General features: G+C 67.9%; 15 protein-coding genes. 9 read left to right on the plus strand and 6 right to left on the minus strand.

Annotation, left to right across the window (positions count from 1 at the left end; translation table 11 throughout):
- The first annotated feature begins 27 nt into the window (after positions 1 to 27).
- The 3 genes from RMCB_RS03305 (at position 28) to RMCB_RS03315 (ending at position 2924) form a co-directional block, all read left to right on the plus strand.
- Positions 28 to 1512, plus strand: a complete 1485-nt coding sequence (locus tag RMCB_RS03305) for an aldehyde dehydrogenase family protein (RefSeq protein WP_063979569.1) — start codon at positions 28 to 30, stop codon at positions 1510 to 1512.
- Positions 1513 to 1582: 70 nt separating this feature from the next.
- Positions 1583 to 2653 (plus strand): Leu/Phe/Val dehydrogenase, encoded by a 1071-nt coding sequence (locus RMCB_RS03310; protein ID WP_062827610.1) that lies wholly within the window; start codon positions 1583 to 1585, stop codon positions 2651 to 2653.
- Between the two features lies 1 nt (position 2654).
- Complete coding sequence (locus RMCB_RS03315; protein ID WP_062827611.1) at positions 2655 to 2924, plus strand: hypothetical protein; 270 nt, start codon at positions 2655 to 2657, stop codon at positions 2922 to 2924.
- On the opposite strand, the gene RMCB_RS03320 is transcribed toward RMCB_RS03315, so the two are convergent.
- Positions 2911 to 3354, minus strand: a complete 444-nt coding sequence (locus RMCB_RS03320) for a MarR family winged helix-turn-helix transcriptional regulator (RefSeq protein ID WP_109784158.1) — start codon at positions 3352 to 3354, stop codon at positions 2911 to 2913. The genes RMCB_RS03315 and RMCB_RS03320 overlap by 14 nt on opposite strands.
- The gene (locus RMCB_RS03325) at positions 3344 to 4813 is read right to left on the minus strand and encodes an MFS transporter (protein WP_062827612.1); all 1470 of its coding nucleotides are present in this window, start codon (positions 4811 to 4813) and stop codon (positions 3344 to 3346) included. Before RMCB_RS03325 ends, RMCB_RS03320 begins: the two co-directional genes overlap by 11 nt.
- Positions 4814 to 4875: 62 nt before the next feature.
- On the opposite strand from RMCB_RS03325, the gene RMCB_RS03330 reads away from it, so the two are divergent.
- Complete coding sequence (locus RMCB_RS03330) at positions 4876 to 5340, plus strand: YbaK/EbsC family protein (RefSeq protein ID WP_201028223.1); 465 nt, start codon at positions 4876 to 4878, stop codon at positions 5338 to 5340.
- 105 nt (positions 5341 to 5445) lie between these two features.
- On the opposite strand, the gene RMCB_RS03335 is transcribed toward RMCB_RS03330, so the two are convergent.
- The 4 genes from RMCB_RS03335 to pdxH all read right to left on the minus strand — a co-directional run bounded on the left by RMCB_RS03335 (position 5446) and on the right by pdxH (position 9507).
- The gene (locus RMCB_RS03335; protein ID WP_062827614.1) at positions 5446 to 6750 is read right to left on the minus strand and encodes a citrate synthase; all 1305 of its coding nucleotides are present in this window, start codon (positions 6748 to 6750) and stop codon (positions 5446 to 5448) included.
- Between the two features lie 105 nt (positions 6751 to 6855).
- Positions 6856 to 7503, minus strand: coding sequence for a TetR family transcriptional regulator (locus RMCB_RS03340; RefSeq protein ID WP_407662102.1), 648 nt, complete (start codon positions 7501 to 7503; stop codon positions 6856 to 6858).
- 64 nt (positions 7504 to 7567) lie between these two features.
- The gene (locus tag RMCB_RS03345; RefSeq protein ID WP_062827616.1) at positions 7568 to 8872 is read right to left on the minus strand and encodes an MFS transporter; all 1305 of its coding nucleotides are present in this window, start codon (positions 8870 to 8872) and stop codon (positions 7568 to 7570) included.
- The gene (gene pdxH, locus RMCB_RS03350; RefSeq protein ID WP_062827740.1) at positions 8872 to 9507 is read right to left on the minus strand and encodes a pyridoxamine 5'-phosphate oxidase; all 636 of its coding nucleotides are present in this window, start codon (positions 9505 to 9507) and stop codon (positions 8872 to 8874) included. Before pdxH ends, RMCB_RS03345 begins: the two co-directional genes overlap by 1 nt.
- A 110-nt stretch (positions 9508 to 9617) precedes the next feature.
- On the opposite strand from pdxH, the gene RMCB_RS03355 reads away from it, so the two are divergent.
- The 5 genes from RMCB_RS03355 to RMCB_RS03375 all read left to right on the plus strand — a co-directional run bounded on the left by RMCB_RS03355 (position 9618) and on the right by RMCB_RS03375 (position 13695).
- Positions 9618 to 10751, plus strand: a complete 1134-nt coding sequence (locus tag RMCB_RS03355; RefSeq protein WP_062827617.1) for a citrate synthase 2 — start codon at positions 9618 to 9620, stop codon at positions 10749 to 10751.
- Positions 10748 to 11356 (plus strand): maleylpyruvate isomerase N-terminal domain-containing protein, encoded by a 609-nt coding sequence (locus RMCB_RS03360; RefSeq protein ID WP_062827618.1) that lies wholly within the window; start codon positions 10748 to 10750, stop codon positions 11354 to 11356. Before RMCB_RS03355 ends, RMCB_RS03360 begins: the two co-directional genes overlap by 4 nt.
- A 101-nt stretch (positions 11357 to 11457) precedes the next feature.
- Positions 11458 to 11910 (plus strand): VOC family protein, encoded by a 453-nt coding sequence (locus tag RMCB_RS03365; RefSeq protein ID WP_062827619.1) that lies wholly within the window; start codon positions 11458 to 11460, stop codon positions 11908 to 11910.
- A 76-nt stretch (positions 11911 to 11986) separates the two neighbouring features.
- Positions 11987 to 12610, plus strand: coding sequence for a nicotinamide riboside transporter PnuC (gene pnuC / locus RMCB_RS03370; protein ID WP_062827620.1), 624 nt, complete (start codon positions 11987 to 11989; stop codon positions 12608 to 12610).
- Positions 12607 to 13695 carry an AAA family ATPase gene (locus RMCB_RS03375; protein WP_062827621.1) on the plus strand — a complete coding sequence of 363 codons (1089 nt, stop codon included), beginning with the start codon at positions 12607 to 12609 and terminating at the stop codon, positions 13693 to 13695. The genes pnuC and RMCB_RS03375 overlap by 4 nt, the downstream gene beginning before the upstream one ends.
- The last annotated feature ends 13 nt before the right edge of the window (positions 13696 to 13708 follow it).

Below are 13708 nucleotides of genomic sequence, written 5' to 3' on the forward strand. Positions count from 1 at the left end.
TGCCCGGCTCACGAAAGGTGACCGTACATGACTGGAAATGCCGTGGCCGCACCGGAACTCGCGCCGCAACGCGACTTCGTCTGCGGTAGCTGGTCGATGCCCACACACGACCTCGGCGCCGACCTTGTTGACCCCAATACCGCTGCCGTTCTCCAGCGTCAGCTGCAGACCGATACAGGCGAGGTCGACCGGGCTATTGCCGCGGCCGATGCCCTGCACGTCGCAGGTACCTGGCGGCGCACCCCGGCGACTGAGCGCGCCGCACTACTGCGCCGCACGGCAGACCTGCTGGCCGACCTGTCCGGTGATATCGCCCGCTGCGACGCCATCAACACCGGTGTCGTGGTGTCAGTGACCGAGATGTTCGCCCAAGGCCTTTCGGATGCGTTGTGCGCGGCCGCCGACCACCTTGAGGCAGACCCCGGCACGAACGACCCGGCTGCCGCAGGGCGGCCCGTACAGCTGCGGTACCTACCGTGGGGCCCGGTGGCGGTGATCGCGCCATGGAATGCACCGAGTTTCATCGTCGCCAAGAAGACTGCGTTCGCTCTCGCTGCCGGGGCACCGGTGATCGCGAAGCCGTCGAACTGGGCCCCGGCCAGTTCGGCACTGGTGGCCCAAGCCATCGAGCAGGCCCTCACCGAGGCCGGCCTGCCCCTGGAGATCTTCCAGTTGGTGCACGGCGGCCCTGACGTGGGGCGGCAACTGGCCGCTGACCGTCGTATCCGCGCGTTGTCGTTCACCGGTGGCCGGGCTGCGGGGGTGGCGGTGGCCCAGGACGCCGCCCCGGACTGCAAAGCGCTGCAACTCGAACTCGGCAGCAACAACCCGGCGATCGTGCGCACGGATGCCGACATCGACGCCACCGCCGACGCACTGGTCAGCGGGTTCACCAAACTCAACGGTCAGTGGTGCGAGAGCCCGGGCAGTGTGGCAGTGGTGGGTTCCCGGTGCGACGCGCTGCTCGATGCGCTGCTCGACCGGCTGCGCACCGTGCGCATGGGGCACAGCCTCGACCCGGCCGCCGAGATGGGACCGCAGGCGCATGCCAGCCAGTATCAACAGGTTTCGGCTGCGGTGGCCAGGCTGGTCGCCGCAGGCGGGGTGGCGCACGGTGTCACACCGGTGCCGGATGCGGGCGGCTTCTTCCACGCCCCCGTCGTCGTCGACCACGCGCCTGCCGCGATGACGAAGGACGAGATCTTCGGGCCGGTGCTCACCCTGCATCGGGTGAGCGACGACGCCGCCGCTCTTGCGCTGGCCAACTCCCGCAGCACCGGCCTGGCCGGCTATGTGTTCAGCAGCGATGTCGAGCAGGCAATGGCGCTCGGTGCCGAATTGGACTGCGGGGAGGTCAAGATCAACGGCACCAGCGTCTTGGATCTGGTTCCGGAGTCCACCCAGGGCTTCTGGGGCGCCAGCGGTGTCGGAGCCCACGGTGACGCCGAGCTTCTCCGTTTCTTCCGCGGCGCCCGCATCGTCGGAGTCGAGCGACCCGGGTTGCCGATATGAAACCGGCGCAACGAGTTTCGACGTCCCCCTTCCGACCTGCCCCGGCGGATCACAGCCGAGAGGATTGACCATGCAGACCAGCAGCCATGTCTTCGATCGACCCGATTTTTCCGACGATGTCTCACACGAGCAGGTGATCTTCTGCCGCGACGAGCGCAGCGGCCTGAAGGCCATCATCGCGATCCATTCCACCGCTCTCGGTCCGTCGCTGGGCGGCACCCGGTTCTACCCCTATCCCGACGAGAGCACCGCATTGACCGACGTGCTGCGGCTGTCGCGGGGTATGACCTACAAAGCCGCGATCGCGGGTCTCGGCCTCGGCGGTGGCAAGTCCGTCATCATCGGAGACCCCAAGCGGATCAAGACTCCCGAATTGCTGGAAGCACATGGACGATTCGTCGACAGCCTCGGCGGCCGCTACATCACCGCAGGCGACGTGGGAACCACGTCCGAGGACATGGACATCATCGGCCGCTGCACCCGCCATGTCGCGGCACGAACCACCGCGCACGGCGGGTCGGGTGACAGTGCGCCGCTGACCGCGCTCGGCGTATTCCACTCGATCCTGGCTGCCGCCGAATCCGTTTGGGGCAGCAGCGATCTGAGCGGGCGCCGGGTCGGCGTGGAGGGAACGGGCAAGGTCGGCTACCACCTGGTGCGGCTGCTCACCGGGGCCGGCGCGGACGTGTCGGTCTGCGACGTCGACAGCGCGGCACTGGACCGGATCCGTTCTGAGTTCGATGGCGTTACGGTGCTGGACCGGGTCATCGACGCACCGGTCGACATCTACGCGCCGTGCGCATTGGGGGCAACGCTGAACGATGCGTCCGTGCCGGACCTTTCGGCGCGCATCGTGTGCGGAGCGGCCAACAATCAACTCGCGCATGACGGTATCGAACAACTACTGAACAACCGCGGAATCACCTGGGTGCCGGACTATGTCGCCAACGGCGGCGGTCTCATTCAGGTCGCAGGTGAGATCCGGCGGGTCACCAGAGAACAGGCGGCGGCCCAGGTTGTCGCGATCGGAGACACCGTTCGGGAGATCCTCGGCCGCACTCGTCAGCTCAACATGTCCGCAGGCCAGGCGGCCCGCGACATCGTGCAGGAACGGATGCGCGCGGCCGGGTCCGGGATGTGACATGGAACGTTGTGAGGCACACGCGTTGACCGTGGAGTTCGACTCGAGCGATCACACGCAAACCTTGCTGCGGTTCGCCGCGGATCTGCATCGGCGCCGGATCACCATCACGGCGTTGTCGTTCACTGTGCCCGCCGCCGAGCGCGTGCGGATCGATGCCGAGTTCACCGCGACGGGCCGCCAGGCCCGGACTGCTCAACGCACACTGCAGGGCCGGATCGGCGTGCTGCGCACCGCGTTGCGGGGTGTCGGTCTGATCAGCTCGGCGTGATCTTCGCCAGGATCGTCAGCAGCGCGTCGAGATCGTCGGCACCCAGGCCCGCCAGCACGTCCGGTGCCGGGTCCTCGACCGCGTCGATCTGCTCCAGCACGGCGCGGCCCGCATCGGTCAGCGACACCGTCTTACAGCGCCGGTTGGCCGGGTCGACGGTACGGATCACCAGGCCGCGTTCCTCGAGATCGTTGACCGCCACGGTCGCGGCAGGCGCGTCGACCGTTGCGGCGTGGGCGACCTGCTTGACCGTCATCGGCTGCCGGGCCAACCGGCGCAGGATCCGGATGCGGCTGAACGGCAGGCCGCTGCGCTCGATCACCGCCCGCTTCCAACTGTCGCGGTTGTCGAACACTAGGGTCGTCAGCGCCCGCCACACCTCATCGGCAGCGGTCTGCGTGCCAGGCATCGGCATCTGTTCAGCCGACATGGGCCACCTCCGACGGACGGTGATGTTCACCGATCAGCGGGGCCAGTTTCTCCGCTGACCGCAGCGCCCACGGCGTGGTGGACACGATGCCGAGGCCCACGATCACCAAACCCAGTGCGGCACAGACGAACCACAGCGGCCGGGCGGCGACCGCGAAATCGGCCCCGGTCTTGAGAGATCCAGCCAGTGCCGTTCCCGCCACCGACCCGCACAGCGCCACACCGATGCTGACACCCACCTGGCGGCTGGTGGACGCCACCGCGGATGCCGCGCCGGCCCGGTCCAGCGGCATACCGCTCACGGCGGCGGTGGTGATCGGCGCGTTGACGGTCGCAAAGCCGATCCCGAAGACCGCGAAGATAACCAGCAGCTGCCACACCGGGGTGTGCGCCGTCAGCCGGGTCAGCATGAGCGTCGCCGCGGTGATCATCGTGCCTGCCACCAACAACGACGGCCGGCTGCCGAACCGGCCCACGAGGCGCCCCGACAGCGGCGAAAAGATCAGTGCGCCAACGGCGACCGGTAGATAGATCAGACCGGTGTGCATGGCCGAATAGCCCCGTTCGCCCTGCAGGTACAGCGACATCATGAACAGGAACGCACCGTACGCGGCGAACGCGCACACCGCGACCACTGTGGCTGATGCGAACGGGACACTGCGGAAAAACCGAAGATCGATGAACGGGTCGCGACGGCGGGCCTCGTAGCGCAGGAAGGCTGCGAAGGCGATCAGTGCGACAGCGCCGACACCGAGCGTGCGGGGATCGGTCCAGCCATAGCCCGGGCCCTCGATCAACACGAAGACGACACCGAACAGAAACGCCACGCCCAGAGCCTGGCCGATCGGATCGACGTCGCGCATCGTCGAGGATTTCGACTCCGGCACGAAGATGGCGGTCAGCAGGACGGCCAGCGCGCAGATGGGCAGGTTGATCCAGAACACCGAGCGCCAGTTGACATATTCGATGAGCGCGCCGCCGACGATGGGGCCCAGCGCCATCGAGATGCCGACCACGCCGCCCCACACGCCGACGGCTCGGGCCCGTTCGACGCGGCCGGTGAACACCTGCGTGATGATCGACATGGCGACGGGGTTGAGCATCGAGCCGCCGATGGCCTGCAGGAACCGGGCCGCGATGAGCAATTCGATATTGGGTGCCAGGCTGCACAGCAGGGAGGCCAGCGCGAAGACGGTCAGACCCAACTGGAAGGTGCGCCGACGGCCGAACCGGTCAGCCGTCGCGCCGGACAGCAGCAGCAGCGAGGCGAGCACCAGGGTGTACACGTCGATCACCCATTGCAGCTGTGAAGGCGATGCGTCGAAATCGGACCGGATGCTCGGGATGGCGACGTTGACGATGGTGGCGTCCATCGACACGATCAGCAGACTCAGGCAGCAGGAGACCAGGATGATGGCCTTGCGCCGCGGGCTCAGCGACCGGACGACAGTTTCATTCACACAACTATTGTGAAACTACAACTCTGTCGCGGGCAAGATCGTCGTCAGAGAGAATCGTCACCGTGAACGAACGGAATACCCGGGTTGCCGCGGCCGTCGCCGCCGCGGGCATCGAACCAGCCATCCGAATCCTGGCCGCCGCCGCGAAGACCGCCGCCGCCGCGGCCGAGCAGCTGGGCTGCGAGGTCGGCGCGATCGCCAACAGCCTGGTGTTCGACTGCGACGGCGAGCCGCTGCTGGTCATGGCCAGCGGGGCGGCCCGGGTGGACACCGATGTGCTGGCCCGCCACCTCGGCGCCACGACCATCAGCAAGGCGAACCCGAAGCTGGTGCTGACGGCGACCGGTCAGGTGATCGGCGGCGTCGCGCCCACCGGCCATCCGATGCAGCTGCGGACCGTGGTCGACGAAACACTGGCCGGCTACCCGATGGTGTGGACCGCCGCGGGCACCGCCGACTCGGTGATGCCGCTGACCTATCCGCAGTTGCTGGCGCTCACCGGAGGCGTCGCGCTGCCAGTGCGCTAGCCGCCGTTGCGCGAGCAGACGCCAAGGTCCCCCAAAACCGGCGTTTTGGGGGACCTTGGCTGGGGGCACCTCCCGCTTGCGGGGGACTGGTCGGCGAAAGAAATGTCAGCGGGTGCCGATGTCGAGGTAGTCGCGCTCGGTGTAGCCCGTGTAGACCTGCCGCGGACGGCCGATCTTGCCCGGCTCCGAATGCATCTCCCGCCAGTGCGCGATCCAGCCCGGCAGTCGGCCCAGCGCGAACAGCACGGTGAACATCCGCGTCGGGAAACCCATCGCCCGGTAGATCACGCCGGTGTAGAAGTCGACGTTCGGGTACAGCTTGCGCTCGACGAAGAAATCGTCGGTCAGCGCGACCTCTTCGAGCGACTTGGCGATGGCCAGCAGTTCGTCGTCGCCACCGAGCTTGCCGAGGATCTTGTCGGCCTGCTCCTTGACGATGCGCGCCCGCGGATCGTAGTTCTTGTACACGCGGTGCCCGAAGCCCATCAGCTTCACGCCATCCTCGCGGTTCTTGACCTTCTTGACGAAGTCACGGACGTCGCCGTGCTCCTTGCGGATCTTCTCCAGCATCTCCAACACGGCCTGGTTGGCGCCGCCGTGCAGCGGGCCCCACAGCGCGTTGATGCCACCGGAGATCGACGTGAACAGGTTGGCCTGCGACGAGCCGACCAGGCGCACAGTCGATGTCGAGCAGTTCTGCTCGTGATCGGCATGCAGGATCAACAGCATGTCCAGAGCGCGGACGATCTCGGGATCCACCTCATACGGCTCGGCGGGGAAGCCGAACGTCATCCGCAGGAAGTTCTCCACCAGGCTCAGCGAGTTGTCCGGGTACAGGAACGGCTGCCCCTCGGACTTCTTGTACGCGTAGGCGGCAATGGTCGGCAGCTTCGCCAGCAGCCGGATCGTGGAAAGCTCGACCTGCTTCTTGTCGAGCGGATCCAACGAATCCTGGTAGTAGGCACTCAGCGCGTTGACCGCGCTGGACAGCACCGGCATGGGGTGCGCGTTGCGCGGGAACCCGTCGAAGAACCTCTTGAGATCCTCGTGCAGCAGCGTGTGCCGCTGGATCCGGTTGGTGAACTGCTCCAACTCCTCGGCGGTCGGCAGCTCGCCGTAGATCAACAGATAGCTGACCTCGATGAAGTTGGACTTCTCCGCCAACTGCTCGATGGGGATACCCCGGTACCGCAGGATGCCGGCGTCACCGTCGATGTAGGTGATGGCCGATTTGGTGGAGGCGGTATTGACGAAGCCGCCGTCGAAGGTGGTGTACCCAGTCTTCGACAGCAAAGGCCCCAACGCGATGCCATCCGAGCCCTCGGTGGCCTTGACGATTTCCAGATCAAGCTCGCCACCGGGGTACTTGAGGGTGGCGTGCTCCTGCCCACTCGACGGGTTTTCGGCCACGGGATTCCCTTCGTCCTCGTTTGGGAAGTCGTTGCGAACCTACGACTGCTCTACCAAAAGGTAGTCGCATTCGGTCGGCGTTGCCCGCGGGGGGCTACCAACCAGTCACGCCGGGCGCTGCACGCCCGCCGTCACCTCAAGAAACTCGGCGTACGTGGAATGCACAGCCGCGATCACGTCATCGACCGTCACAGTGTCCCAATCGACCGTCGCACCGAGCCGTGCCAGCCCGGACATGATGATCGACGTCCACACGGCCGCGGTCAGCATCAACCGCTGGTCGTCGCGCGGCACACCCATGCGCCTGGCCAGCTCCGCGTTGACCGCGTCGAACCGGAACTGGGATGCGGCGTGCATCAGCGCAGCCGACGACGTGAGGATGCGCGCCGAGGCGAGCAACCGATCGGCCGTCAGCCGGTTCGGCGGCGCAGACTTGGTGTCCGCGAACGCCTTCACGTGCGCCCGGTACAGCGCCTCGATGTCGCTGATGCCGTCCGGTTGCCGGGCCAGTTCGATCGCGATCATCTCGACCACCTCGTCGATGAACGCCAGCATCACGGCGTCCTTGGTCGAGAAGTACCGACTGAACGTCCGCGGCGACACCTCGGCCGCGGCAGCGATCTGGTCGACGGTGGTCGCCTCGAACCCCTGCCGGTTACACAACTCGATTGCCGCGTCGATCAATGTCGCCCGGGTGCGCTGTTTCTTACGTTCACGTAAACCGACATAGGCCGTCCCGACCAGTTCCGCCACGTCCGGCATGCTATCGCCCCGAAGTCGATGATTTCGCAAATAAATGACAACCGCTGCCGACTGTTCACACCTTGTCGGGATCTCGCAGGTCGTCGGGCGCCCAGACGGGTGCCACCCGGTACCGCACGAACGCGGGCACCGCTAAGGCAGCGACGACGACGCCGACGACGACGAGTGCTCCGCCGCCCGCCGCGGCCACCGTGGTGCCGACCATCGCCGCGACCCCACCGTGCGCCGCGTCGGCGAGCCGCGGGCCGCCCGCGACGACGACCGTGAAGACGCCCTGCAACCGTCCCCGCACATCGTCGGACGCGGCCTGTTGCAGGATCGTCGATCGGAACGCCGCCGACACCATGTCGGCCGCCCCGCCAATCGCCAAGAACGCCAACGCAATCCACAACAGCATCCCGGCGTGGCCGTGGGCCATCCCACCTGCGACGCCGAAACCGACCATCGCCAGGCCCCAGGCCACGATCGACCACACGACGGCCAGGCCCTGCCTGCGGATCCGCGGCAGCCAGCCCGAGAACACGCCGCCGAGCACCGCGCCTGCGGACATCGCGGCGGCAAGCAGCGCCATGACCGTTCCGCCCTCCACCGGGCCGCCGAAGCTCTCGTGTGCCATCTGAGGGAACAGCGCCCGCGGCATGCCGAAGATCATGGCGATGAGGTCGACGACGAACGACATCAGCACGACCCGGTTGCCCGCCAGATACCGCAAGCCGTCCAGCACGGCAGCGAATCCCCAGCGCGCCGAACCCTGCTCGGTGTTGGTGGCCGGTATCGGTGCGAGCCGGAACGTGGCCCAGATCGGCGCCAGGCACGTCAGCGCGTCGATGAGGTACAGCGTGGACAGGTCCACCCAACTCAGCAGCAGCCCGGCCAGCAGCGGGCCGACGATGGCACCGAACTGGAAGACCGTCATGTTCAGTGAGTTCGCGGCGGGCAGTTGTTCGCCGGGCAGCATCCGCGGGATCGCCGCCGAGCGGGTCGGGCTGTTGATCGCGAAGAACGCCTGCTGCACCGACAGCAGGCCGAGCACCACCCACACGTTGTTCATGGCCAGCGCGGCCTGCACCCACAACAGCACGGATGCGACGGCCAGTCCGACCGAAGCGATGATGAGCAGCAGCCTGCGGTCCATCGCGTCGGCCCACGCGCCGCCCCACAGCCCGAACACCACCAGGGGCACCAGGGCGAACAACCCGGCCAGTCCGACGTAGGCCGAGTTCTGGGTGAGCACGTAGAGCTGCACCGGCACCGCGAAGATCGTCAGATTGGCGCCGATGACGGTCGGTATGCCTGCCACCCACAAGCGCCGGAAGTCGGGGTTGCGCAGCGGGGTGGTGTCGGCGAAGAACTTTCGCACTACGGCTGGAGGCGTTGCGCGCGGCCGTCCTGGACGCGAATCCGGTTGTGTACCCGGTTCTCCCGGCCCTGCCAGAACTCGACCACCTCCGGGCTGATCAGGTAGCCGCCCCAATTCGGCGGGACCGGGACCTGGTCGAGTTCGGCGAACCGCTCGGTGACCTCGGCCAGTTGGTCCATGAGCTCGGCGCGCGATCCGATGGGAAAGGACTGGTGCGACGCCCATGCGCCGAGCTGCGATCCACGGGGTCGCTTGGACCAGTATTCGGCGGTCGCGTCGGCCGACACCTTGCTCACCGGACCGCGGACGTGCACCTGCCTGCCCAGGCCGAACCACGGGAAGGTGGCCGACGCATACGGGTTGGCGGCCAACTGCTCGCCTTTGGCGGAGTCGTAATTGGTGAAGAAGGTGATGCCGGATTCGTCCACGCCCTTGCACAACACCGTGCGGGTCACGGGCCTTCCCTGCGCGTCGACCGTGCCGACCACCATGGCGTTGGGCTCGGCCAGCCCGGCCCGCTGGGCATCGCCGAGCCAGGTACGCAGAAGCGTCAGCCAGCCTGTCGCGGGATCGTCGCCGAGCCAATCAGCGTCGAGGTCGCCGCAGCCGTCCTTCTCCACATACTCGACCCGCATCGCCGCCAGATCATGATTGTCCGGAGTTGCCACCGCGCCCACGCTACGCCCGCCCGGGGTGCGAGAATCGGGCCCATGAGCGTCAGCGAGGAGCCGAAGGCGGATCGCGCATGAATCCCGTACCGGAAGAGTTCGTCGCCGGCCTCGAAGGCGTTGTCGCCTTCACCACCGAGATCGCCGAACCGGACAAGGACGGTGGCGCGCTGCGCTACCGCGGTGTGGACATCGAAGAACTCGTCAGCCGACACGTCACCTTCGGCGACGTGTGGGGACTGCTGGTCGACGGCCGCTTCGGCACCGGCCTGCCGCCCGCCGAGCCGTTCCCCCTGCCCATCCACAGCGGCGACGTGCGGGTCGATGTCCAGGCCGGGCTGGCGATGCTGGCCCCGATCTGGGGCTACGCGCCGCTGCTCGATATCGACGACCAGACCGCGCGCGATCAGCTGGCCCGCGCATCGGTGATGGCCCTCTCCTACGTCGCGCAATCCGCCAGGGGCATCTACCAACCCGCGGTGCCCCAGCGCCAGATCGATGAATGCACCACTGTCACAGCACGTTTCATGACCCGCTGGCAGGGCGAGCCGGATCCCCGGCACGTCGAGGCCATCGACGCCTACTGGGTGACCGCGGCCGAGCACGGGATGAACGCCTCGACGTTCACCGCCCGGGTGATCGCGTCAACCGGGGCCGACGTGGCCGCGGCGTTGTCCGGCGCGGTCGGCGCGATGAGCGGTCCGCTGCACGGTGGCGCACCTGCTCGCGTGCTGCCGATGATCGAGGAGGTCGAGCGCACCGGCGACGCCCGCGCGGTGGTCAAGTCGATCCTGGACAGCGGCGGCAAACTGATGGGCTTCGGCCACCGGGTGTACCGCGCCGAGGACCCCCGGGCCCGGGTGCTGCGGGCCACCGCCAAACGGCTGGAAGCACCTCGCTTCGAGGTGGCCGCCGCACTGGAACAGGCCGCGCTCGCCGAGTTGCGTGAACGCAGGCCAGATCGGGCCATCGAGACCAATGTCGAGTTCTGGGCCGCGGTCATCCTGGACTTCGCCCGAGTGCCGGCGAAGATGATGCCCGCGATGTTCACCTGCGGCCGTACCGCCGGCTGGTGTGCGCACATCCTCGAACAGAAACGCCTCGGCAAGCTGGTGCGGCCCGCGGCCATCTACGTCGGCCCCGATCCGCGCAGCGTGCAGGACGTCCCCGGCTGGGACGAGCTGGCCGTGGCGCGAGCGGCCTCGGTGTGACGGCCGACGTATTCGCTTCGGCGGCACAGGCTTTCACGCGGCTGGTGCAGTCGCTCCCCGCCGCGGCATGGGACGGGCCCGGCCTGGGCGAGTGGGACATGCGCGCCCTGATCGGCCATACCTCACGGTCGTTCGTCACGGTCAGCACGTATCTGCGCACCCCCGCCACCCACGAGGACGTGTCCAGTGCGGTCGAGTACTACGTGAAGATCCGCGACTACATGTCCAGCAGTGGCGCCGCGGCCATCGTGGAGCGCGGCAGGCAGGCGGGCCGGGATCTGGGTGACAACCCCGTCGCCGCCATCGAGCAGCTGTCGGCACGGGCCCTCGCCGACGTCGACGACGCGGGCGACCCCTTGATCGCGGTGATCGGCGGTCTGGGCATCCGGTTGAGCGCCTACCTGCAGACCCGCATCTTCGAGCTGACCGTGCACAGCCTCGACATCGCCGCGGCAGCGGGCGTGACGGCAGACCTGCCGTCCGAGGCGCTGGAGGCGGCAGCGGTGTTGGCCACCCGCATCTCGGTAGCGCTGGGCGAGGGCGACACCGTGCTGCGGGCGTTGACCGGCCGGACCCCGTTGCCGCAGCCCTTCTCCGTCACCTGAATGTCAGACTCCCGTGCTTGCATGGGGAGAGCCGCGATGAGATCCGTCCGCCCGGCGGGTCTGCATTGGGGTCCGCCCACAATGAGACAGGAGTCCACCCTATGGCCATCGAAGTAACCCCCGCAGTGTTGCCGCATCTGGTCGTCGACGACGCCGCAGCCGCCATCGACTTCTACGTCAAGGCATTCGGTGCCACCGAGCTCGGCCGGGTACCCGGTCCCGACGGCAAGCTCATCCACGCCGCACTCACCATCAACGGCTCCACCGTGATGCTCAACGACGATTTCCCCGAGTTCAACGGCGGCAAGTCGACGACGCCGAAGGCCCTCGGCGGCACACCCGTCACCATCCATCTGACCGTCACCGACGTCGAGTCCAAGTTCGCGCAGGCGGTCGAGGCTGGCGCCGAGGTCGTCATGCCGCTGGAGGACCAGTTCTGGGGCGACCGCTACGGCATGGTGCGTGATCCGTTCGGACATCAGTGGTCGCTGGGTCAGCCGGTGCGCGAGGTGAGCCCCGAGGAGATCGCCGCGGCCATGCAGAACCAGCAGTAGGACACTCCGGCCTCACCAGTATCGGCCGTCCCAGCAAGCCCGGTTAGTCTCGACGCGAGAACCGGGGGGAGGGTCGATGCTGGACTGGCTGGCGCAGTTGGTGCAGCCGCTCAATGCCACGCTGTTCGTATTGGGCGGTGACGCCGTGAGTTGGGCCGAGCTGCTGGGTTTCGTCACCGGCGGGGCGTGTGTGGCGCTGACCGTGCGCCGCCACATCGCCAACTTCCCGGTCGGCATCGCCAATTGCGTGTTCTTCCTGGTGCTGTTCGCCTCGGCCCGGCTGTGGGCCGACGCCGGGCTGCAGGTGCTCTACATCGCCCTGGGATTCGCCGGGTGGTGGCAGTGGCGGTACGGCAACGCGGGCCGCACCCCCTTGGTGGTCACCCGGGCCCGCCCGGACCAAATCGGTTGGTGCATAGGCGTTGTCGTGGCCGCGACGGCGGCGCTGACGGTCATCCTGCGGGCGGCGCACGATTCTGCCCCGTTTCTCGACGCGCTCACCACGTCCCTGTCGTTGGTGGCGCAGTGGCTGCTGAACGGCAAGTACCTGCAGACCTGGTACTTCTGGATCGCCGCGGACTGCATCTACGTGCCGCTCTACCTGAGCCGCGATCTCAACCTGACCGCGGCGATCTACGTGGTGTTCCTGGCACTGTGCCTGTCCGGGTTGCAGTCCTGGCGCAAGGTGCGGGTGGCGTGAGCGAGTTCGGGCACGGCCTGTTCATCGGCAAGTTCTATCCGCCGCACCGCGGGCACCACGCCGTGATCGAGGCCGCCGCCGCCCGTTGTGACCGGGTGAGTGTGCTGGTGATGGCGGCCGCGCCGGAAACCATACCGCTGGCCGACCGCGTGGCCTGGCTCCGTGACACCCACAGCGCCCAGAGCAACGTCACCGTTGCCGGGATCCCGTGCGACGCACCGCTGGACGTCACCGATCAACGCGTGTGGGCCGCTCAGGTGGCGGCCATGCGGGCCGGATTGCGGGCCGCGGGCTGCCCTCCCGAGGTCGACGCAGTGTTCTGCGGCGACGACTACGGCGACGAGCTGGCGCGCTGGTTCGACGCCGCGTGCGTGCGGATCACCCGCAGCCCGGTCAGCGCCTCGGCCGTCCGCCGCGACCTCGCGGGACGGTGGCTCGAGCTGGCCCCGGCCACCCGTGCGGGGCTCACCACGCGCGTCGTCGTGCTCGGCGCCGAGTCGACCGGGACGACGACTGTCGCCACCAGGCTGCAGCAGCACTACTGCGCGCGCGGCGGTGTCTGGGCCACGACCCGCGCCGTCGAGGAATACGGCCGGGAACACACCGCGGTGGTGTGGCAGCGCCAGCCCGACCGTGCGGTTACCGAATTGACCTGGGGCCACGCAGATTTCGATGCCATCGGGACCGAACAGAGTCGCCGGGAGGAGGCCGCGGCCCGCGCCGGTTCACCGATCCTGTTGTGCGACACCGACGCATTCGCCACCTCGGTGTGGGAGCGTCGTTACCTCGGGCCGGCCGCACGCAGCGATCAGCCGTGGACGCGGGTACCGCGGCGCGCGGTCTATCTGCTCACCGACCACGCCGACGTGCCGTGGCACGACGACGGGATGCGCGAGGGCGACCTGGAGATCCGGGCGGCCATGACCGGCTGGTTCGCCGATGCGCTCACGGCCGCCGGACACTCGTGGGTGCTGTTGACGGGATCGTTGCCCGAGCGGGTTGAACTCGCCGTGCGTACCGTAGACCCGCTGTTGAGTCTGGCGATGCGCTTCGGCGAACCGCTGCACGGCCCGGGCTTCGAGTGAGGATCGCCCGAAG

Origin of the sequence: Mycolicibacterium brisbanense (genome assembly GCF_001570425.1) — a bacterium.
Taxonomy (GTDB): Bacteria; Actinomycetota; Actinomycetes; order Mycobacteriales; family Mycobacteriaceae; genus Mycobacterium; species Mycobacterium brisbanense.